This window comes from Tardiphaga sp. 839_C3_N1_4 (genome assembly GCF_051811045.1).
Taxonomy (GTDB): domain Bacteria; phylum Pseudomonadota; class Alphaproteobacteria; order Rhizobiales; family Xanthobacteraceae; genus Tardiphaga.
This window is the reverse complement of the sequence record NZ_JBPWQD010000001.1, coordinates 614,444-633,884: the sequence shown is the minus strand read 5'-3', so window position 1 is coordinate 633,884 and position 19,441 is coordinate 614,444. Positions and strand designations below refer to the sequence as shown.

20 protein-coding genes are annotated in these 19,441 nt (G+C 62.5%); 8 read left to right on the top strand and 12 right to left on the bottom strand.

What is annotated here, in order from left to right; translation table 11 throughout:
- Positions 1-73: 73 nt before the first annotated feature.
- From AB8A38_RS03350 to rsmA, 3 genes are read left to right on the top strand one after another with little or no spacing between them, the layout of a single operon-like run.
- Positions 74-1,003, top strand: coding sequence for a SurA N-terminal domain-containing protein (locus tag AB8A38_RS03350; protein ID WP_420878646.1), 930 nt, complete (start codon positions 74-76; stop codon positions 1,001-1,003).
- 42 nt (positions 1,004-1,045) lie between these two features.
- Positions 1,046-2,050: a 4-hydroxythreonine-4-phosphate dehydrogenase PdxA gene (gene pdxA, locus AB8A38_RS03345; RefSeq protein WP_439084973.1), complete on the top strand. Its 1,005-nt coding sequence runs from the start codon at positions 1,046-1,048 to the stop codon at positions 2,048-2,050.
- Entirely contained in the window at positions 2,047-2,919 is an 873-nt protein-coding gene (gene rsmA / locus AB8A38_RS03340; protein ID WP_439084972.1) for a 16S rRNA (adenine(1518)-N(6)/adenine(1519)-N(6))-dimethyltransferase RsmA, read from the top strand. Before pdxA ends, rsmA begins: the two co-directional genes overlap by 4 nt.
- Here the strand turns inward: rsmA and AB8A38_RS03335 are convergent.
- Positions 2,903-4,072 carry an MFS transporter gene (locus AB8A38_RS03335; protein WP_439084971.1) on the bottom strand — a complete coding sequence of 390 codons (1,170 nt, stop codon included), beginning with the start codon at positions 4,070-4,072 and terminating at the stop codon, positions 2,903-2,905. The two genes, rsmA and AB8A38_RS03335, sit on opposite strands and share 17 nt — an antisense overlap.
- A gap of 95 nt (positions 4,073-4,167) precedes the next feature.
- On the opposite strand from AB8A38_RS03335, the gene AB8A38_RS03330 reads away from it, so the two are divergent.
- From AB8A38_RS03330 to AB8A38_RS03310, 5 genes are all read left to right on the top strand, one after another.
- Positions 4,168-5,481, top strand: a complete 1,314-nt coding sequence (locus AB8A38_RS03330) for an HdeD family acid-resistance protein (protein ID WP_439084970.1) — start codon at positions 4,168-4,170, stop codon at positions 5,479-5,481.
- A gap of 118 nt (positions 5,482-5,599) precedes the next feature.
- Complete coding sequence (locus tag AB8A38_RS03325) at positions 5,600-6,658, top strand: alcohol dehydrogenase (RefSeq protein ID WP_439084969.1); 1,059 nt, start codon at positions 5,600-5,602, stop codon at positions 6,656-6,658.
- An 81-nt stretch (positions 6,659-6,739) separates the two neighbouring features.
- Entirely contained in the window at positions 6,740-8,119 is a 1,380-nt protein-coding gene (locus tag AB8A38_RS03320; protein WP_439077388.1) for a caspase family protein, read from the top strand.
- A 59-nt stretch (positions 8,120-8,178) separates the two neighbouring features.
- Positions 8,179-8,646, top strand: coding sequence for a hypothetical protein (locus tag AB8A38_RS03315; RefSeq protein ID WP_439084968.1), 468 nt, complete (start codon positions 8,179-8,181; stop codon positions 8,644-8,646).
- Positions 8,647-8,652: 6 nt separating this feature from the next.
- Positions 8,653-9,153 (top strand): hypothetical protein, encoded by a 501-nt coding sequence (locus tag AB8A38_RS03310; protein ID WP_315842475.1) that lies wholly within the window; start codon positions 8,653-8,655, stop codon positions 9,151-9,153.
- Between the two features lie 13 nt (positions 9,154-9,166).
- On the opposite strand, the gene AB8A38_RS03305 is transcribed toward AB8A38_RS03310, so the two are convergent.
- The 11 genes from AB8A38_RS03305 to fabG form a co-directional block, all read right to left on the bottom strand.
- Positions 9,167-9,991, bottom strand: a complete 825-nt coding sequence (locus AB8A38_RS03305) for an ABC transporter permease (protein ID WP_315842476.1) — start codon at positions 9,989-9,991, stop codon at positions 9,167-9,169.
- Between the two features lie 72 nt (positions 9,992-10,063).
- The gene (locus AB8A38_RS03300) at positions 10,064-11,143 is read right to left on the bottom strand and encodes an extracellular solute-binding protein (protein WP_315842477.1); all 1,080 of its coding nucleotides are present in this window, start codon (positions 11,141-11,143) and stop codon (positions 10,064-10,066) included.
- 11 nt (positions 11,144-11,154) lie between these two features.
- Positions 11,155-12,195 (bottom strand): ABC transporter ATP-binding protein, encoded by a 1,041-nt coding sequence (locus AB8A38_RS03295; RefSeq protein WP_315842478.1) that lies wholly within the window; start codon positions 12,193-12,195, stop codon positions 11,155-11,157.
- The gene (locus AB8A38_RS03290) at positions 12,192-12,980 is read right to left on the bottom strand and encodes an ABC transporter permease (RefSeq protein ID WP_116662420.1); all 789 of its coding nucleotides are present in this window, start codon (positions 12,978-12,980) and stop codon (positions 12,192-12,194) included. Before AB8A38_RS03290 ends, AB8A38_RS03295 begins: the two co-directional genes overlap by 4 nt.
- 85 nt (positions 12,981-13,065) lie before the next feature.
- Positions 13,066-13,689, bottom strand: coding sequence for a TIGR00725 family protein (locus AB8A38_RS03285; protein WP_315842479.1), 624 nt, complete (start codon positions 13,687-13,689; stop codon positions 13,066-13,068).
- A 4-nt stretch (positions 13,690-13,693) separates the two neighbouring features.
- Positions 13,694-14,368, bottom strand: a complete 675-nt coding sequence (gene gmk, locus AB8A38_RS03280; protein ID WP_093758293.1) for a guanylate kinase — start codon at positions 14,366-14,368, stop codon at positions 13,694-13,696.
- Positions 14,369-14,370: 2 nt separating this feature from the next.
- A complete protein-coding gene (locus AB8A38_RS03275; RefSeq protein WP_315842480.1) occupies positions 14,371-15,258 on the bottom strand; it encodes a YicC/YloC family endoribonuclease in 888 nt (295 codons plus the stop codon).
- Positions 15,259-15,377: 119 nt separating this feature from the next.
- Positions 15,378-16,655, bottom strand: a complete 1,278-nt coding sequence (gene mltG / locus AB8A38_RS03270) for an endolytic transglycosylase MltG (protein ID WP_315842481.1) — start codon at positions 16,653-16,655, stop codon at positions 15,378-15,380.
- Positions 16,656-16,769: 114 nt separating this feature from the next.
- Positions 16,770-18,035: a beta-ketoacyl-ACP synthase II gene (gene fabF / locus AB8A38_RS03265; RefSeq protein WP_315842482.1), complete on the bottom strand. Its 1,266-nt coding sequence runs from the start codon at positions 18,033-18,035 to the stop codon at positions 16,770-16,772.
- A 124-nt stretch (positions 18,036-18,159) separates the two neighbouring features.
- On the bottom strand, positions 18,160-18,399 hold the full coding sequence (locus AB8A38_RS03260) for an acyl carrier protein (protein WP_006020277.1): 240 nt from the start codon (positions 18,397-18,399) through the stop codon (positions 18,160-18,162).
- 296 nt (positions 18,400-18,695) lie between these two features.
- A complete protein-coding gene (gene fabG / locus AB8A38_RS03255; RefSeq protein ID WP_089263936.1) occupies positions 18,696-19,433 on the bottom strand; it encodes a 3-oxoacyl-[acyl-carrier-protein] reductase in 738 nt (245 codons plus the stop codon).
- Positions 19,434-19,441 lie beyond the last annotated feature (8 nt).

The window sequence follows — 19,441 nt, the reverse complement described above, 5'->3', positions numbered from 1 at the left end:
AATCTCCGTTTTCCGTCGCGATGTATGCGAATTCTGCTTTCAAGAGAGCTTTGACACCGCGGTTTTGACAATGATGGGTACGATGATTTCCGGACGCGTTCTGCAAGCCACTTTGGCGACGGCAGTTACCCTTCTCATTTGCGCGGGATCACCGGCTCGGGCCCAGTCCGTCGCCGTCATGGTCAATGGCGAGCCCATCACCAATTTCGATATCGAGCAGCGCACCAAGTTGAATGCACTGTCCGGCGCGAAGACGAACAGCCGCCAGGACGTGATCGAGGAGTTGATCAGCGAAAAGGTGAAGATCAAGGAAGGCAAGAAATACAGCGTTGATCCCGGTGCCTCGGAAGTCGATGGTGCGTTCCAGAACATGAGCTCGCGCATGCGCCTCACACCGGATCAGCTCGTGCAATCGCTAGCATCCAAAGGAATCCGCCCGGACACGCTGAAAAGCCGCTTGAAAGCCGACATGGTCTGGAACGCGATCGTCCGCGGGCGCTTCAAGCAGAGCCTGCAGGTCGGCGAAAAGGAAGTCGATGCAGCCGTCCAGAGCGCCGGTGGCGATGCCATGACCGAAGCGTTCGAATATCAGATGCGACCGGTTGTGCTGGTCGTCCCCCGCGGTGCGGCGTCCGGCATGATGGAAGCGCGGCACAAGGAAGCCGAAGGGCTGCGCGAGCGTATCCAGAGCTGCGAAGACGCCAACCGTACCTTCAAGTCGATGCAGAATGCGACCATCCGCGATACGGTCGTCAAGACCTCTGCCGATCTGCCGCCGTCGCTGCGAGAACTGCTCGACAAGACCCCGATCGGACGTCTCACGCCTCCGGAAGTGACCCGCCAGGGTGTCGAAATGGTCGCTCTATGCGCGCGCAAGCCGACCAAGGTCGATACCCCGAAGAAGCGGGAAGTCCGCGATAAGATGTTTGCCGACAAATTCGAAGCGAAGTCGAAATCCTACCTGCAGGAAGTGCGCAAAGCGGCGATGATCGAATATCGGTAATTTCCGATCCGGCTTAGGCCGCGACTGGCTTAGGGCGGCACCATGACCAAACCTCTAGCGCTTACATTGGGCGAACCTGCCGGCATCGGCCCGGACATTGCCATCGCTGCCTGGCTGCGTCGGCACGAACTCGACCTGCCCCCGTTCTATTTGCTTGGCGACCGTGACTTCATGACGGAACGTGCCAAGACGCTCGGCCTCGACGTCAGGCTGGCCGATGCAACGCCCGCCGGTGCTGCTGAGACGTTTGCTGACGCGTTACCAGTGGTGTCGATCGGACAGACGATCACCGCGCCTCCGCGCCGTCCCGACGCCTCCAGCGCGCCCGCAGCCGTCGCCTCGATCCGTCAGGCTGTCGCGGATGTGGAAGCCGGCCGTGCCAGCGCCGTCGTAACCAATCCGATCGCCAAGAGCGTGCTCTATCGCGCAGGTTTCACTCACCCCGGTCACACCGAATTTCTCGCCGAGCTGGCCGCTCGCGACGGAAAGGTCCCGCTGCCGGTGATGCTGTTGTGGTCGCCCGAGCTGGCCGTGGTGCCGGTCACGATCCATGTCTCGCTGCGCGATGCCATTGCCCAACTGAGCGGCCCGCTGATCACTGCCACCGCGCGCATCGTGGTCAACGACATGAAGACCCGTTTCGGCATCAAGCGGCCGCGACTGGCCATTGCTGGCCTCAATCCGCATGCCGGCGAAGATGGTTCGATGGGCGACGAGGAGCAGGCCTTCATCATGCACGCCGTCACCGTGTTGCAGAACGAAGGCATCGACGCACGCGGGCCTTTGCCCTCCGACACCATGTTCCATCCCGCGGCCCGCGCGACCTATGACTGTGCGATCTGCATGTATCACGATCAGGCCTTGATCCCGATCAAGACCATCGCCTTCGATGAGGGCGTCAACGTCACGCTCGGCCTGCCCTTCATCCGCACCTCGCCTGATCACGGCACCGCATTCGACATCGCCGGCACCGGGCGCGCAAATCCGTCGAGCCTTATTGCGGCGCTGAAACTGGCGGCCCGCATGGCTGCGACGCAATCCGCATGAGCGGGATCGACGATCTGCCGCCGCTGCGTGACGTCATCAAACGTTTCGATCTGCAGGCGCGCAAATCGCTCGGCCAGAATTTTCTGCTCGATCTCAATCTCACCGCACGCATCGCACGCGCCGCCGGCCCGCTGGAAGATTGCACGGTTATCGAAGTCGGCCCCGGCCCCGGCGGCCTCACCCGTGCATTGCTGGCGACGGGCGCCAAACGCGTCATCGCCGTCGAGCGTGACGAGCGCGCGCTCGGCCCGCTCAAGGAAATCGCCGCGCACTATCCTGGCCGGCTCGAGATCGTGATCGGCGACGCACAGACCTTCGATCCCCGCCCGATGCTATCAGGCGAGCGCGCCAAGATCGTCGCCAACCTGCCCTATAATATCGGCACGCAGCTGCTGATCGACTGGCTGTGCACGGAGCCGTGGCCGCCCTGGTACGACATGATGGTGCTGATGTTCCAGCGCGAGGTCGCCGAACGGATCGTCGCCATCGAAGATGACGAGGCCTATGGCCGGCTCGGTGTGCTGTCGAACTGGCGCGCCGAAACCAAGATCCTGTTCGACATCTCGCCGGCCGCCTTCACGCCGCCCCCGAAGGTGACGTCATCGGTCGTGCGCCTCACTCCCCGTACGGAGCCCGAGGCCTGCGAACGACGCCTGCTAGAGCAGGTGGCGGCCGCAGCCTTCAACCAACGCCGCAAGATGCTGCGGCAGAGCCTGAAGTCGCTCGGCACCGATCCGGAACGGCTGGCCGCCGCCGCCAATGTCGACGTTACGCGGCGCGCAGAGACTGTCCCGGTGTCGGGTTTTGTCGCGATGGCGCGCGAATTGTCAGAGATCAGGAAGACAAAGAGCATCATGCCAGCGCCCTGACGTCCCGTGCAGGACTGCAGATCGCCGCGCACATGAAGCAGGCGCAAACGAACGCCACGAACATTGGTAGTCCGTGCGTCAGCCCCTGCATCGCCACGCCGGCGAAGACCGGACCGATCAGCGCACCTGCACCCCACATTAGTCCCATCGCAGCATAGATACCAACCAGCTGGCTGCCGCTGAAGCGGCTACCGACAATCGTCAGCATGATCGTGTAGATCCCGACGAACACCCCGCCCCACACGAACAGCAAGGGATAGGTGGTCCATGGCGACAGCAGCGCCCATGGCCACACGAGCGCACCGATCACTGCCAGTCCCGCCAGGGCAATGATCATGCGACGGCGGTCGAGCTTGTCGCCGAGCCAGCCGATCGGCAGTTGCAGCACGATGGCGCCCACCATCACGCACGACATCAACTGCGTCGCTTCCGTCTCGAGCCAGCCAAGCTTCACCGCGTAGAGCGCGAGGAACGACAGTCCGGCACTTTCCACTGCGGCATGCAGAACCGTTGCCGCCATCGCGATTGGCGCCAGTATGATGAAGCGCAGCGGATTGCCATCCGCAGGTTCATCGAACACCGGCTGTGTAATTCCTGGCGTCGCTAGACACATCAGGGCCAGAATGGAGAAGCCCGCGCCGATCCAATAGGCGGTCCCGCCCTGCGTCCCCACAAGAGACAGCGTAAGCGGACCGAGCGCGAAGCCTACCGAGAGCGCGGCAGTATAGGCGGCCATGGCGCGGGCCCGCGTCGCGTCGGTGCTCAGGCTGTTCAGCCAGGTTTCCGACATCACGAACAGGGTTTCGGACGCAGCGCCAAGCACGATGCGCAGCGGAAACCACAGCCAGATCGACGGCACCGCCGGGAACAGCGCAAGTACCACGGCAGCGACCGCCAGCGCAGCGATCACCGTACGCCGCATGCCGACGCGCGCGGCAAACCCTGGCAACACAAATGCCATAGCCAGCACACCGACCGCATGCATCGCGGCATTCGCCCCGATGAATGTGTCGGACGAGCCGCGTTCTGCCAGATCCAGCGCAATCAGCGCCGCGCTGAGGCTATAAGTCAGCCCGAAGATCATTGCAGCCATGATCACCGCGGCGCGCGACCAGAGCGTGGAACCGGATGCGGAACTGGCTGAAGACTGCATGCGTGCCCCCACGATGAACGCAGAGCTCCTCGCATAAAAACATTAATCATCCGCTGGCTATATCTGGACCTGGAAACCGGGATCATGGGCAACCGATGATACGACTGCTGCTACTCCTGCTGGGCGCGGAAGTGGTGCAACGGCGCTGGCGGTTGCTGCTCGCGATCGGCGTGCTGTGGGCCACCCTGGGCCTCGCTATCGTGATCGACGCGTGCGATGGCAGCACGATCGTGCGCCCTCACTATTTCGGCTACCTGCTGCTGCTGGAAGGCATTGTCAGCCTGATGGCTGCCCTGCTTGCCATCACGCGCCGACCGTATCAGTTCGCCAAGGCCGTTATCCTGCTCGTGCCAGCGATCATCATCATCGCACAGCCGCGCCATTCCAACCTGCTGATTGCGATGCTACTGGGCGGCGTGCTGCTGCTCGACGGCAGCGCACGCATTGTCAGCGCCTGGCTGGTGCGCTTCGACAACTGGCGGATGGCAATCGGTGCCGGCACTGTCGAGGTGATGCTCGCCGCCACGACACTGGAGCCGTGGCCGACCTGGTACGAGGGCACGATCGGCTTTAACATCGGCGCGCTCCTGATCGTGTCGGGGTTGAGCACGACGTTGCTGGCTAATCGCTTGCGGCGATTGCCACCGGATGCACCGATCTCGATGCTGGTGGGCGGCTCGTTTCCGACCGCATTGTGGGTGCCCGCCACGCCGGATGATGCCGGCAAGGACGATCTCGTCGTGCATGTCTGGACACCCACAGGGCCCGGCCGCAGCGCGCGGCGCCGTCCGCTGGTGGATCGCTACATTGCGGCTGTCGACGCCAATGGGATTGTTTCTACCGGCCATGCGGCACTTGAGCTCGCGCCCAATGTTTATGTCAGCCATTATCCAGCCGTCGAAATCGACCGGGCACCGGACGAGTTCGGCCGGGTGCTGCGTGCCGGTGTCGAGAACGATCTTCCGGGTCGTTTTCAGCCGAGCTACGCCGAGGAAGCAGCCGGATGGTGCGAGGCAACCGAACATATCCGCTTCACGCGCATCGACCGCGTCCGCGTCCGTCACTTCTGGCGCACCTACCGCGTTGATACGACCTACAACCTCACCAGCCGCAATTGCTCGACCGCTGTGGCGCACGCGCTCGATGCAGGCCTCGAAGGTGTGCTTGGACGCACCGATCGGCCTTGGCGCGCATTTTTCCAGGCCGTGGCCACGCCCGAATTGTGGGTTGCAAGCGTATTACGACGCCGCGCCGAAGCAATGGCATGGACGCCCGGCCTGATCCTCGACTATGCACGGCTGCTGCAGGCGGTGGTCGAGCCCGCGCCAGAACAAGTCTCCCCCGCTTGGTCGCGCCTTAGAAAGCTCAGCATTCGTCGTGCAGCCCGGGCCCGCATGCGCGCGACATGAGCCTCTCAAGACGACCGCGACGTGGGCAAGAAGGTGCAAACCTGGCGCTCTTTCGCGCCCTTGAACTCGCCCCCGTCCTGTGATTGCTAGGATGCAACGAAGTCTAGGGAAAACAAAAATGGCTCTTATGAAACGCCAGTCACTGGTGAAATTCGACGCTCCGCTTTGCGAAACCATCGTCGACACGCCGAAGCCGCAGGGCAAGGAAGTGCTGGTCCGCATCGAATGCTGCGGGCTGTGTCATTCCGACCTGCATATCCAGGACGGCTATGCAGATCTCGGCAGCGGCAAGAAGCTCGACACCACCCGCGGCATGACGCTGCCCTTCACACTCGGCCACGAAATCGCCGGCGTTGTCGATGAAGTCGGCCCCGATGGCGATCGATCGCTGATCGGTACGAAGAAAGCCGTCTTCCCGTGGATCGGCTGCGGCAAGTGCCGCGATTGTCTCGCCGGCGATGAGAACCTTTGCACCAAGAACCGCTTCCTCGGGGTAGCGCTCGACGGCGGTTTCGCGACGCATGTGCTGGTGCCGGACGAGAAGTATCTGCTCGATTACGATCCGCTACCGATCAACATGGCGGCGACGCTGATGTGCTCGGGCATCACCGCCTATGGCGCGCTCAAGCGTCTCGTCGATCGGCCGCGGCAACGCAACCTGCTGCTGGTAGGTCTCGGCGGCGTCGGCATGGCCGGTCTCGCGCTGGCACAGGCGATGTTCAAGCAGCCGATCTCGGTGGCCGATCTCAATCCGGCGGCACGCGAAGCCGCGCTGAAGAACGGCGCTGCCTTCGCCTATGACCCTTCCGAGCCCGATGTCGCCAGGCGCATGGTGAAGGAAAATGACGGCGGCTTCGATGGCGTGGTCGACTTTGCCGGCAACGACAAATCCATGAACTTCGCGGTGGCCACGGTGGCGCGCGGCGGCAAGATCGTGGTGTCCGGCCTGATGGGCGGCGAATTTAGCCTGCCCATGGTGCAATGGATCTATAAGCGCATGACCATCGAGGGCTTCATGGTCGGCACGCTTGAGGAAGCCAAAGAGCTGATGGCGCTGGCCCGCGCCGGCAAGCTCAAGCCGACGCCGATGAAGCCGGAGCCCATGGGCGATGCCCAGAAGTGGATCGATGAACTGCGCGCCGGCAAGGTCGTCGGCCGGATCATGCTGACCAACTGAATTAGACTGCACTCAGGCTCTGGCCCGGATTGCGCTTCATGCGATCCGGGCTAGGATATGTCCCATTGCAGGATGGGATTCATGGACCATTTCGTCCAACCGGTCAGGTCGCTTGCGCGAATTGCCGCGCTGATCGCCCTGACTTTGCTGCTCTCGGTCAGCGCTGCATTGGCCGAGAAGCGCATCGCGCTTGTGGTCGGCAACTCCGGCTACCAGAACATCACCCGGCTCGATAATCCGAAGAACGACGCCAAGCTGATGGCGGAGACGCTGAGCGGTCTCGGCTTCACGCTGATCGGCGGCACTGCGCAATTAGACCTGGACAAAAGCGCACTTGATCTCGCCGTGCAGAATTTCGGCCGACAGGTTCAGGGCGCTGACGTTGCTCTATTCTATTACGCAGGCCACGGCGTGCAGGTCAGCGGCTCCAATTACCTCGTGCCGGTGAACGCCAATCCGACCCGCGAGGCGGATGTCGATTTCCAGATGGTCGATATCAATCTGGTGCTGCGCCAGATGCAGGGCTCCGGCACGCGCCTCAACATGGTCATCCTCGATGCCTGCCGGAACAATCCGTTCGGGTCGCGTGGCCTGCGCGCCTCCGAGGGCGGCCTCGCCCAGATGCGCGCACCGGAAGGCACGCTGATCTCCTATGCGACCCAGCCCGGCAGCGTGGCGCAGGACGGCAGCGATGGTAACAGCCCCTATACCAAGGCACTGGCGAGTACTGTCCGTCAGGCCGGGCTCGATATTTTCCAGACCTTCAATCAGGTCGGCCTTGCCGTGAAGCGCGCCACCGGCGGCTCGCAACAGCCATGGGTATCGTCGTCGCCGATCGACGGCACGTTTTACTTCGTGGCACCAACCGCCACCGTGCCGCTCGTCGTGCCGCAGAAGCCTGTGCAGGAAGCACGCCTGCCCGATGCACCGCGGATCGACTTCGACAAATTGCCGATCACGGATCCAATCAAGCTTACGGAAATCAGCGACCGGCTTTATGAGCTGAATTTCGATCCCGAACCGCTGAATAGCAAGAATGGCATCGCGGTTGCGATCCGCGATTTCCAGGTCAAGGGCGGCATGCCGCCAACGGGAGAGGCGACCGAGGGCCTGCTGCAGCGTTTGCGCAGCGCGAGCGACCAGAAGCAATGGGGTTCGATCGTCTACGACATCAAGAACAAGAAATGGGGCATGTCGTGGGATCAGCCGTCCCGCAAGTCAGCCGTGACCAAGGCACGCGCCCAATGCGGCACGGCTCCCTGCCCGCTCGAACTGTCGTTTTACGGAGCGAATTGCGGCGCCTTCGCAGCTCTCGGCGGCAACTGGTCGCTTGTCGCGCGGCCCACGCTTGCGCAAGCGCGCGATGCGGCCATCGATCAATGCACCAAGACAGGAAAATCATGTCCGATCGTCGGCGCCATCTGCGCCAACGCCACGATGGGGCCTGACGCGAAATTGTAAGTTCGATCTTTTTTTGAAAGTTATTGAACATGATTTTTCGATCTGGACTTCTGATTGGTTTGGCCATTCTGACATTTACGGGAGACGCAGCTCTGGCACAGGGCGCAACCGATGGCAGCCTTGGCAATGACAGCAAGACGCTGTCGGGCTCCTCCCCCGAATCCCGATCGGCGGCGCCTGCCCAACGCGAAAGCTCCGAGCGCCGCGCGCCGCGCCGTCAAACCACGTCGCGAAACCGTGGCGAGGGCGCGGGAGGCTCCGGAAATTTCGACGGCGCCTGGTCGATATCGAGCGTAGGCACCTCCGGCTGTTCCGACACGTTCACGGAAAGCTTCGTCGTGTCCAACGGAAGGATGATCGGCAAAGACGGCAGCGCCCCGGTCAGCGCCAACGGGACAGTGCGCGGAAGCGGAAACTACAGCGGTATCCGCGTCACCAGCCAGGGTCGCCTCTCCGGCCGTACCGGCTCGGGAGTTTTCCAGCGATCCGATGGATGCTCGGGCCGCTGGGTCGCAAGCAAGCAGTAACCGCCCATGGCAATCGCGCAGGTCATCACGAAATCCGTCATCCTCCCCGGTCTGCTGATCACCGCACTCGGCGGCAGCGATGCATGGAGTCAGGGCGCCACCGGCGGCAGCCTCGGCAATGACAGTAAGTCGTTGTCCGGCTCATCCTCCGAGCCGCGTGCCGCCAAGCCAGCCCGCCCGCCGCGATCCGAGCAGCGTGGAGCTCCAGCCCGCCGCGGCTCTGGTGACGGCGGCGGCAGCGCCGCCAGTTTCGATGGCACCTGGCTGATCGCATTCATCGGTCAATCGTCGGTGTGTGCGGGCAAAACCGCCAGCAGCACATTGACGATCTCCGGTGGGAGCGTCGGCGGAGGCGGCAGCATCAGTCCGAGCGGCGTATTGCAAGGTGTCGGCAGCAGCGGCAGCGTGAGCGCGGTCATGACCGGCCGCCTGTCCGGCCGCGGTGGCGGCGGCTCGATGCAAATGTCGAATGGCTGCACCGGCCGCTGGACGGCCAGCAAGCAATGATCTGCGGCAGCGACTACGACTTGCGCTGCGGACGCATCGCTTCGCCGATCGCCACCACGACCGCGCAGATCGCCACCAGCACGATCGAGGCAGCGGATGCGGCCGGCAGATCGGTCCCCGTCTCCGAGATCTTGCTGTAGAGCACCAGCGGCAGGATATTCACCTGCGTGCCGGCCAGTGCCAGCGCCGTACCATAAGCGCCGACGGCAACTGCGGCCGTCAGGCAATAGGCCGCGATCAGGCTCGGCAGGATCTGCGGCAGCATCACTTCAATGAGCGTTCGGAAACTCCCCGCACCGAGCGAGCGCGAGGCGAGCATCTGGTTGCGATCGAAATTGCTGATCGCCGGCAGCACGATCAACACGACGCGTGGCACGAGATAATAAGAATAGGCCAGTCCCAGTCCTACCGGCGAGAAGATGAAGCCACCGATGACAGCAGGATCGAAGCCTAGTTTGGCAAGCAACAGCGTCACGAAGCCGGCGCGGCCAAGCAGCAAGATAAAACCATAGGCGACGATCAACCCGGAAAATGTCAGCGGCAGCGAAATCGCAATCAGCGCTGCGGTGCGCAGGCCCGGCGCAAAACGTGCCAGTGCGAGCGCCACGCAGAAGCCGACAACGAGCGAGAACAGCGGTGCGACGGTGCCCAGCACCATCGTACCGCGCAGACCGTTCCAGAACACAGGATCGCTGGCGAGACGACCGAAAGCACTGCCGCCATCCGCGAAAGCACCGACCAGCACCGCGCAAACAGGGATCAGGAAGAACAGTCCCAGCACCACGCTGCCGGGTACGGCAAAGGCAGCAAGCATGGATGTCGGGACGCGAGCGCTCATCGTGATCCTTGTTGCAGAGTGACGAAGAAGCGATCCCCACACCATCGTGAGGATCGCCGGTGTGAGTTCAGCTTACTGACCGAGGACGGCCTTGGCCCAGCCGGCATCGATCTCGGCCTTCTTCGCGGTGGCCTTGGCGATATCCATCGCCTGCACCTGCGGCGCGGCCGGCATCTTGTCGGCAACGCTCGGCGGCAGGGCGACACCGGACACGGCCGGGCGCACATAGCCCTCGGCGAAGATCTTCTGGCCTTCATCGCTCATGATGAAGTTGAGCCAGAGCTTGCCGGCATTCGGGTTCGGGCCGTTCTTCACAAGCGAGATCGCATAAGGCGCGGCGGCTGAAGCTTCTTTCGGAATGACGACGGACACGCCATCGCCGAGACCGTCGGTGAACTTGGCCTTCAAGCCATCGTTCTCGTAACCGATCCAGATCGGGATCTCGCCCTTCAGGAACTGCGCGTAAGGCGTGGTGCCGACGGTGCGCAGCACATTGCCGGCCTTGGTCAGCTTGCCCAGATAGTCGATACCCGGCGTGACATTATCCATGCTGCCGCCATTGCCGAAGGCCGCGGCGAAGGCCACCACCTGGCCCTGCCCCGTCGAGCGCGGGTCCTGATACACAATGGCGTTCTTGTATTCCGGCTTCAGAAGATCAGCCCAGCTCTGCGGCACGGTCTTGACCAGCTTGGCGTTGACGAGAAACGCTACGCTCAGCGTGTGGATGGTGAACCAGCGGCCTTCGGTCTCGCGCAGCGGATCAGCAAGCTTGTCGAAATTCACTGGTTTGAAGCCGTCGACCACGCCGGCCTTTGCTGCGTCCAAAGCGGACGCTGCAAAGTAATAGGCCGTATCGGCCTGCGGACGATTGCGCGCCTTGTCGAGGGCGACGACGGTCGCCGCCGAACCAAGGTCGTTATAGACCATCTCGACGCCAGGATAGCGCTTCTGGAACGCCTTGAACTGATTGGCCCAGTTGGCCCAGGTCGGTCCGGTATCGAACGACACGACGAGGCCTTCCTTGCGCGCGGCTTCGTACAGCGCCTTTTCACCGGCATAGAGTTCGGCGCCTTCGAAGGCCCATGCGGCCGGGCTGATGGCAATGGCGAGGGAAGCTGCGGCAACGCCGCTCAGAAACTTGCGTCGGTTCATGTCGATCTCCTTTATGAGGTCGGGGGAAGAAGGCGGATGGCATCGTGCGGGATGGTCACGCCGGTGATCGGCCCGCGCAGATGGGTTTCGAGGCGAATGGCGCCGCCGGCGACGGCCATATCGATCCGCCTGACGGGACCAAGATAGCGGTCGGCCGACATGCTGCCCGCGAAGCAGCAGGGATTGCTCGCATCGACCGGCCCGGTGATGGGCTCGACGCGCTCGGGACGCACGAATACGGTAACCTTCGCGCCAACGCTCTTGCCCTGCGTATCGCAGGCCAGCGCACCAATCGGCGTTGTCACCATGCCATCGCCGGAGACGCTGCCGGACCACAGGTTGGATTGACCGACAAATGCCGCGACACTGGCATCGGCGGGTGTCTCGTATAATTCGCGCGGCGTGCCGATCTGCACGATGCGGCCATCGCGCATCATCACGACCTTGTCGGCAATCGATAGCGCCTCTTCCTGATCATGCGTCACCAGCAGCGTCGCAATGCCGGCCTGACGCTGCACGCGCAGAATTTCGTCGCGCATTTCCAGCCGCAATCCCGCATCGAGCGCCGACAGCGGCTCGTCGAGCAGCAGTCCCTGCGGCTCGAACACCAGCGCACGGGCCAGCGCGACGCGCTGCTGCTGGCCGCCCGACAATTCCGCTGGATAGTCTTCCGCGCGCTTGCCCATGCCGACACGTCCGAGCATCTCGATGGCACGTGCGCGCCGATCCTGTTTGGCGATACCGCGCACCTTCAGCGGATAGGCGATGTTTTCCCAAAGTCGCATATGCGGGAACAACGCATAGTTCTGAAACACGACACCCAGACGACGCGCCTCGGGCAGTGACGCGCCGACGTCCTTGCCATCGATCAGGATGCGCCCGGTGTCGGGCTTGAGGAAGCCCGCCAGCAATTTCAAAATCGTCGACTTGCCCGACCCCGACGCCCCGATGATCGCCAGCAATTCGCCGCGGCCGATCTCCAGAGCAATGTCGAACACACCAGTGCTCGTGCCGGGATAGCTGTAGCTCACTTGATCGTATCGCAGCGTCACGCGCCTGCCCCCACTTTACGTCGGCCGGTGACCCGCGCCGTCAGCCCGCTGGTCAGCGATGCGATCATCGCAAGCCCAAGCAGTACGACGGTGGCCGCGCAGGCAAAGCCCGTCGCGCCATAGAACGCCTGCAGCAGCACCACAGGATAGGTGCGCGACAGAAAGCCAGAGACCAGATTGGATAATTGAAATTCACCGATCGACAGCGCGGCCACTGTCAGCATGCAGGACAGCAGACTCGTATGCAGCTGCGGCAGTGTGACGTCCCACATACGTGCCGGAAACGATGCGCCAAGCGTTGCGGCCGCGTGCTCATATTCGGCGAGCCCGAGCTGATCCATATCGGCAACAAGAGCCGTCACCGTATAGGGCAGCGTCAATACGAGGTGCCCCGCAGCCAGCAGCCAGAAACTGCCAAGCCACGGCAATGCATCCGACGAGAAGACGAGGATGAAGCCGAAAGCGAGGACCAGTTCGGGCACGGCAATCGGCATCAGCGTGACGATCCGCGCCGCGAGCCGCACACCACCCCGCGCGCCGGCATGAATGGCGTAAGCGAGCGGAAGTCCAATCAGGATGTTGAGGATGCAGGTGGTCGCAACAATCTTCAGGCTGGTGGTGAAAGCGCGGCGAAAGCTGGGATCGCCGGCGACTTCCTGATACCAGCGCCAGGTGAAACCTGACGGCAGCAGCGTGCCGCTCCAGACTTCTCCAAAAGAGCCGACGAACAACAACAGGACTGGCGCCGCGAGAAAAATCAGATAGGCGATCGCGACGAACGGCACGAGCCATGTCCCCTGTCAAATGTGATGCTGAAGTCTGCGCCTCAGTATAACGGCGGCATATCAGTTTTATGACAGAGCGGCAAAGTTATGCATTTGCGAGAAGGCGTGTTGCGATGCGAGCGATGACGCCGTCGACATCAGCGACGCGCTCGACCGTATTCACCTCTGGCGCATCGGCCATCGCCAGCACCAGACGATTGAACTGTAGTCCCAGCGCCATCTCCGAGAGTGTCCCGACACCTCCGCCAATCGCGACCAGCACGAGACATGCGCGCGCGATAATGGCATTGCGTGCCGGACCGATGCCCGTTGCGATGGGAATGGCCACATACGGATTGGCTGCGCCCCATTCCTCATCGGGCAGCAGACCAACAGGCATGCCGCCCTCCTGTGCATGGCCCTTGCACGCCGCTTCCATCACGCCGTTCTTGCCGCCGCACAACAGTTGCAGGCCATGGCGCGCCAATGCCGCGCCCATCTGCTCGGCGAGATCGTATTGCGCCTGCGTCGCATCTCGCGGCCCGATGATGCCGATCGGCACACGGCGCAGCTTGCGCGTCGCTGCGAGCCGCAGCAGCGCCTCGGAAGCCGTCACAGCTTCACCGCCCTGCTCCACCGCATCATCACGCCATGTCAGCGCGAGCGGATCGAACAGCCGTGCACCATCGTTGAGCTGCTGCGTGCGCTCATTCCAGAACAATGCCTGCATGGTATTAGCCTTCGAGTTCTTGCTGCAATCCGCGCACGAAAGATGTCAGGCCGGTGCGGCGTTCGCGCTTCAGACGCTCGGCCTTGAGGATCGACTGCACCTCGCTATAGGCCTCCTCCACATTGTGGTTGATGACAATGTAGTCGTATTCGGCCCAGTGGCTCATCTCGTGGCTGGCACGGCTCATGCGCCCGCGGATCACTTCGTCGGAATCCTGCGCGCGGGTATGAAGACGCTTTTCGAGGTCGGCCGCCGAGGGCGGCAGGATGAAGACGCTGACGACGTCGGCCCGGGCTTTCTCACGCAGTTGCTGCGTACCCTGCCAGTCGATATCGAACAGCACGTCATTGCCGGCTGAGAGCGCGGCTTCCACCGGCGCACGCGGCGTGCCGTAGCGGTTATCGAACACCGTGGCCCATTCGAGCAGTTCATTGCCCTTGGCCATTTTCTCGAAGCGCGGCTTGTCGACGAAGATGTAGTCCTTGCCGTCAACCTCGCCAGGCCGCATCGGGCGCGTCGTGGCCGAGACCGACAGTTGCAGCCCCGGCATCCGGTCGATCAGCAGTCGCGTCAGCGTCGTCTTGCCGGCACCGGATGGCGATGACAGCACGAACATCAGCCCGCGCCGTTCGACTCCGTCAAAGCCAGCTTCTTGAGAATTTCGGCTGCCCCCGGACATGGTCACTCCAGATTTTGTACCTGTTCACGGAATTGCTCGACCACGTTCTTCATCTCGAGGCCGGTGCTGGTCAATTCCAGATCGTTGGATTTCGAGCAGCAGGTGTTGACCTCGCGGTTGAACTCCTGCGACAGGAAATCCAGCCGCCGCCCCACCGGACCGCCTTTCTTGATCATCTCGCGCGACTGTGAAATGTGCGACGCGATGCGGTCGAGCTCTTCGCGGATGTCGGCCTTGGTTGCCATCATCAGCGCTTCCTGGCTCAGCCGATCGGAATCGAAACGATCCGTCGCCTCGAGCAACGTCGCGATCTGTTCGGCAAGGCGCGCGCGAATGGCGTCCGGCTTGCGGCCCGGTGCGGCCTCGGCCTTGTGCGACAATGCCTCGATCTCGTTCAGGCGCTGGGACAGGAGTTCGCCGAGCGTCGTGCCCTCACGCTTGCGCATCGCGACCAGCGCAGTCAGCGCTTCTTCGAATGCCGCGGCCACGGCAGCCTTCGCCGCCTTGTCCTCGGCCTCATCCGTCTCGGGTTCGACCACTTCGATCACGCCCTTGATATTCATCAGGCCATCGACGCTCGGCGCGACGGCGTCGATCTTGCTGGCCAATTCGGCGGCAATACGCAGCACCGAATTCAGCACCTCTTCGTTGATCCGCACTGTCGAGGCCGCGTTGCTGCGCTTAACGGTGAGGTTCGCGTAAACCGTGCCGCGCGACAGCACTTCAGTGGCGCGCTTGCGGGCGACCGCCTCGACTTCGTCGAAGCCCGGGGGCATCCGGAAGCGTAGGTCGAAGCCCTTGGCGTTGACGGATTTCAGCTCCCACTCGAAGCTGTAAGGCCCGCTGGTGCCGTGGCTTCGCGCAAAGCCGGTCATGCTCGACAACGCCATCGCGGAACGTCTCCAAAGAATACGAGTAAGATTCGCAAGGTGCGAACCGGCTCAGGTTAGGGCCTTTTCAGGCCAAGGGGAATTCGAAGCAGAAGCCAGCGCAGGCTTGGTAGTACGGCCTATTGCTGAACAACCGGCGGTGTACCCGTCGACTGCGCAGCGCCCTGACGGGCCGGCGCGGCTGGCGCAGGAGCCGTGCGGGCGCGCTGCTTGGCCGGTGCGGGTCTAGCCGGGCTTGTACCGGTCGCAGCAGCGGGATCCGCGGGAGCTCCAGCGGGCGCAGCAGCCTCTTCCGGCGGCTCGACGGCGTCGTTCTGGACGGCCTTCTCGAGCGCGCGCAGCTTGCTGACGTTCTTCTGGTGTGCGTCGTAGGTTTCGGTGAAGGCGTGACCACCGGTGCCATCGGCAACGAAGAACAGGTCGCGGGTGCGTGCCGGATTGGCAGTCGCCTCAAGCGACGCACGGCCCGGATTGGCGATCGGGCCCGGCGGCAAGCCTTCCACCACATAGGTATTGTATGGCGACGGCTGCTGGATCTCGCTGCGCTTGATCGGACGGCCCAACGTGCCCTTGCCGCCAACAATGCCATAGATGATCGTCGGATCGGACTGCAGCTTCATCTTCTGGCGCAGACGGTTGGCGAACACGGCGGCCACACGGCTGCGCTCATCGGCGCGGCCGGTTTCCTTCTCGACGATCGAGGCGAGCGTCACCAGTTGTTCAGGCGTCTTCGCCGGAATGTCAGCGTTACGGCGTTCCCAGACTTCGGCCAGCACGCGCTTCTGCAATTGCTGCATGCGCTGGATCACCTGGTCGCGCGGCGTGCCACGGGGGAATTTGTAGGTCTCGGGCAACAACGTGCCTTCACGCGGCATTTCACGGATCGAGCCGGTGAAGATGTCGTTATCGGTCAAACGCGCGACGATCTGCTCGGAGGTCAGACCCTCCGGAATCGTGATGGAGTGTTGCACGACCTTGCCTTCGACGATGGTGCCGATGACATCGCGCAGATTGGCGTTCTTCTGGAACAGATATTCGCCGGGTTTCAGCTCCGAGCTGGCCTTCAGCGCAAACACGGCGCCGATGAAAACCCAGCGATTGGCGGAGATCACGCCTTCGCGCAGCAACGCTTCGGCGATGTCGCCTTTGCCCGCACGCGCGGGGATATTGACGACCTTTTCTTCCTGCAGCGGTCCCGGCGCTTCCAGCGCCTGGCGACCATAGACATACGCGCCACCTGCACCGAGCATCGCGACGATAATGATAGTGATGATGGCATTACCGGCAACCACGAGCGGATTACGCGCATGATCGGAACGCTTCGGCGGCGGCGGAACCTGCTCCGGCTCCAGCGCGGCACGCGGACTCCTCGGCGAAATGGGCGGCCTCTCACTCATCGATAGTACCTGATCCTGTCGGTTCAATCGTGACGGGGACAAACACGATCCCCGTCAATAACATACGCCCAGTGTAGGAATTAGCGCGGAATACGGCGAAACGGTGGAGGTTCTCTAACCAGCCACGCGCTGTAGGATCACGGACGCATTAGTACCGCCGAAACCGAATGAATTCGACAAGGCAATGTTGATCTCGCGCTTGCGCGGGGTCAATGCGACGAGATCGATCGCGGTTTCCACCGACGGATTGTCGAGATTGATCGTCGGCGGCGCGATGTTATCCCGAATCGCAAGCACACAGAAGATGGCCTCGACCGCACCGGCCGCTCCGAGCAGATGGCCGATCGACGACTTTGTCGATGACATCGACACTTTCGACGCGGCATTGCCGAGCAGCCGCTGAACTGCACCGAGTTCGATCTCGTCGCCGAGCGGCGTCGAAGTGCCGTGCGCATTGATGTAGTCGATGTCGGCCGCAGCAATGCCGGCGCGCTTCATCGCAGCGTTCATGCTGCGGAACGCACCATCGCCATCGGGCGTCGGTGAGGTGATGTGATAGGCATCACCCGACATGCCGTAGCCGATGATCTCGGCATAGATGCGTGCGCCCCGCGCCTTGGCATGTTCATACTCTTCGAGCACGACGACGCCGGCGCCCTCGCCCATGACGAAACCATCGCGATCCTTGTCGTAAGGCCGCGACGCTTTCTCCGGCGCTTCGTTGAAATTGGTCGACAGCGCGCGTGCTGCCGCGAAGCCGGCCATCGCCAAACGGCTGATCGGCGACTCGGTGCCGCCGGCGACCATGACATCGGCATCGCCGAGCGCGATCAGACGGCTGGCATCGCCGATCGCGTGCGCGCCGGTCGAACATGCGGTGACGACGGAATGATTGGGGCCCTTGAGGCCGTGCTCGATCGAGACATAGCCCGAAGCGAGATTGATCAGGCGGCCGGGAATGAAGAACGGCGACACTTTGCGCGGGCCGCGCTCTTTCAGAAGCAATGCAGTATCGGCAATGCCGGACAGGCCGCCGATGCCGGAGCCGATCATCACGCCGGTGGCGCAGCGATCGTCTTCATTGTCGGGGTGCCAGTTGGCATCGTCGAGCGCCTGCTTGGCGGCGCACATCGCATAGATGATGAAGTCGTCGACCTTGCGCTGGTCTTTCGGCTCCATCCACTGGTCGGGATTGAAGGTACCGCCCGTGCCGTCGCCGCGTGGAATCACACAGGCGATCTGGCTGGTGAGATCGGATACATCGAACGTATCGATCCGCTTTGCGCCGCTCTCACCGTTGAGGATGCGCTTCCAGGTCGGCTCGACGCCGCAGCCAAGTGGCGACACCATGCCAAGGCCTGTGACGACCACCCGCCTCATTGTCGTACCTCCATGGCCCATCCTTGAGCCAATGCCTTTGAGCAATGCCTACGCGTCACAGCAAGAAGCCGGTGGATCGCACAAACGCGATCCGGCCGGCTTCAAAATGTGTCGCGCGAAGGTGTCAGCTCTTTGCGTTCTTCTCGAGAAACTTGGTTGCGTCGCCGACGGTCAGAATCGTCTCGGCCGCATCGTCCGGAATTTCGCAGCCGAACTCTTCTTCGAACGCCATCACGAGCTCGACCGTGTCGAGGCTGTCAGCGCCGAGATCATCGATGAAGCTCGCGGCATCGACCACCTTCTCGGGTTCAACACCAAGGTGTTCAACCACGATCTTCTTCACTCGCTCGCCAATCTCGCTCATATCAACCTCGTGCTTGTTACATTGGGCCCGTCCGCAGACGATACGAGCCATCGTGGAGCGTTTAACTCGTTAAACCTTGCGCAGTTGCGCGTCTCTGGATTGACCCCGTCGTCCCGGACGGAGCCTCGCGAAAACGGCAGGCTCGTCCCCGCCAATATACAGGGTTTCAAATTCCTGCAATGGCCTTCTTTGCCCCACCGTTGGAGGTTCGGTTACCATACTTCATTTGGCTTGGCCACATAGCCCGGTGACTGTCCAAACCTCAATTAAATCACGACGTTGGGGTTCCCCGACGCTTAGATCATCGCCATGCCGCCATTGACATGAATCGTCTGTCCGGTGACGTAAGCCGCCTCATTTGAGCTCAGATAGACCGCAGCTGCCGCAATATCTTCCGGCGAGCCGAGACGCCCTGCCGGCACCTTGGTCAGAATCGTTTCGCGCTGCTTGTCATTGAGCACATCGGTCATCGGCGTTGCGATGAAACCGGGTGCAATGCAATTGGCCGTCACGTTGCGCTTGGCGTATTCCGCACCCAGTGTCTTCATCATGCCGATCAGGCCGGCTTTCGCCGCGGTGTAATTCCCCTGCCCGGGATTTCCGGTCACGCCGACCACCGAAGTGATGGCGATGATGCGACCGAAGCGCTTGCGCATCATCAGCTTGGTCGCGGCGCGTGCGAGGCGGAAGGTCGCGGTCAGATTGACGTTGATCACGTCATCCCAGTCTTCGTCCTTCAACTGGACGAACAGATTATCGCGGGTGATGCCGGCATTGCTGACGAGGATGTCGAGCTGGCCCATGGCTTTCTCGGCTGACGGCACCAACTCTTCGACCTCAGCGGCGTTGGAAAGATTGCACGGCAGCACATGCGTGCGATCGCCGAGCTTCGCGGCCAGCGTTTCGAGAACCGCCTTGCGCGTTCCGGACAGCGCCACCGTCGCGCCCTGCGCATGCAAAGCCGTGGCGATGGCTTCGCCGATGCCACCGGTCGCGCCGGTCACGAGCGCCGTCTTGCCTGTCAAATCGAACATCTTGTCTT

Excerpts from the sequence above, each read along its gene's own strand:
- AB8A38_RS03325 (WP_439084969.1), top strand. The coding sequence starts at position 5,600 with ATGGCTCTTATGAAACGCCAGTCACTGGTGAAATTCGACGCTCCGCTT.
- fabG (WP_089263936.1), bottom strand. The coding sequence starts at position 19,433 with ATGTTCGATTTGACAGGCAAGACGGCGCTCGTGACCGGCGCGACCGGT.
- rsmA (WP_439084972.1), top strand. The coding sequence starts at position 2,047 with ATGAGCGGGATCGACGATCTGCCGCCGCTGCGTGACGTCATCAAACGT.
- AB8A38_RS03300 (WP_315842477.1), bottom strand. The coding sequence starts at position 11,143 with ATGAACCGACGCAAGTTTCTGAGCGGCGTTGCCGCAGCTTCCCTCGCC.
- AB8A38_RS03310 (WP_315842475.1), top strand. The coding sequence starts at position 8,653 with ATGGCAATCGCGCAGGTCATCACGAAATCCGTCATCCTCCCCGGTCTG.
- gmk (WP_093758293.1), bottom strand. The coding sequence starts at position 14,368 with ATGTCCGGGGGCAGCCGAAATTCTCAAGAAGCTGGCTTTGACGGAGTC.
- AB8A38_RS03320 (WP_439077388.1), top strand. The coding sequence starts at position 6,740 with ATGGACCATTTCGTCCAACCGGTCAGGTCGCTTGCGCGAATTGCCGCG.
- AB8A38_RS03350 (WP_420878646.1), top strand. The coding sequence starts at position 74 with ATGGGTACGATGATTTCCGGACGCGTTCTGCAAGCCACTTTGGCGACG.
- AB8A38_RS03305 (WP_315842476.1), bottom strand. The coding sequence starts at position 9,991 with ATGAGCGCTCGCGTCCCGACATCCATGCTTGCTGCCTTTGCCGTACCC.
- fabF (WP_315842482.1), bottom strand. The coding sequence starts at position 18,035 with ATGAGGCGGGTGGTCGTCACAGGCCTTGGCATGGTGTCGCCACTTGGC.
- AB8A38_RS03330 (WP_439084970.1), top strand. The coding sequence starts at position 4,168 with ATGATACGACTGCTGCTACTCCTGCTGGGCGCGGAAGTGGTGCAACGG.
- AB8A38_RS03275 (WP_315842480.1), bottom strand. The coding sequence starts at position 15,258 with ATGGCGTTGTCGAGCATGACCGGCTTTGCGCGAAGCCACGGCACCAGC.
- AB8A38_RS03260 (WP_006020277.1), bottom strand. The coding sequence starts at position 18,399 with ATGAGCGAGATTGGCGAGCGAGTGAAGAAGATCGTGGTTGAACACCTT.
- mltG (WP_315842481.1), bottom strand. The coding sequence starts at position 16,655 with ATGAGTGAGAGGCCGCCCATTTCGCCGAGGAGTCCGCGTGCCGCGCTG.
- AB8A38_RS03335 (WP_439084971.1), bottom strand. The coding sequence starts at position 4,072 with ATGCAGTCTTCAGCCAGTTCCGCATCCGGTTCCACGCTCTGGTCGCGC.
- AB8A38_RS03285 (WP_315842479.1), bottom strand. The coding sequence starts at position 13,689 with ATGCAGGCATTGTTCTGGAATGAGCGCACGCAGCAGCTCAACGATGGT.
- pdxA (WP_439084973.1), top strand. The coding sequence starts at position 1,046 with ATGACCAAACCTCTAGCGCTTACATTGGGCGAACCTGCCGGCATCGGC.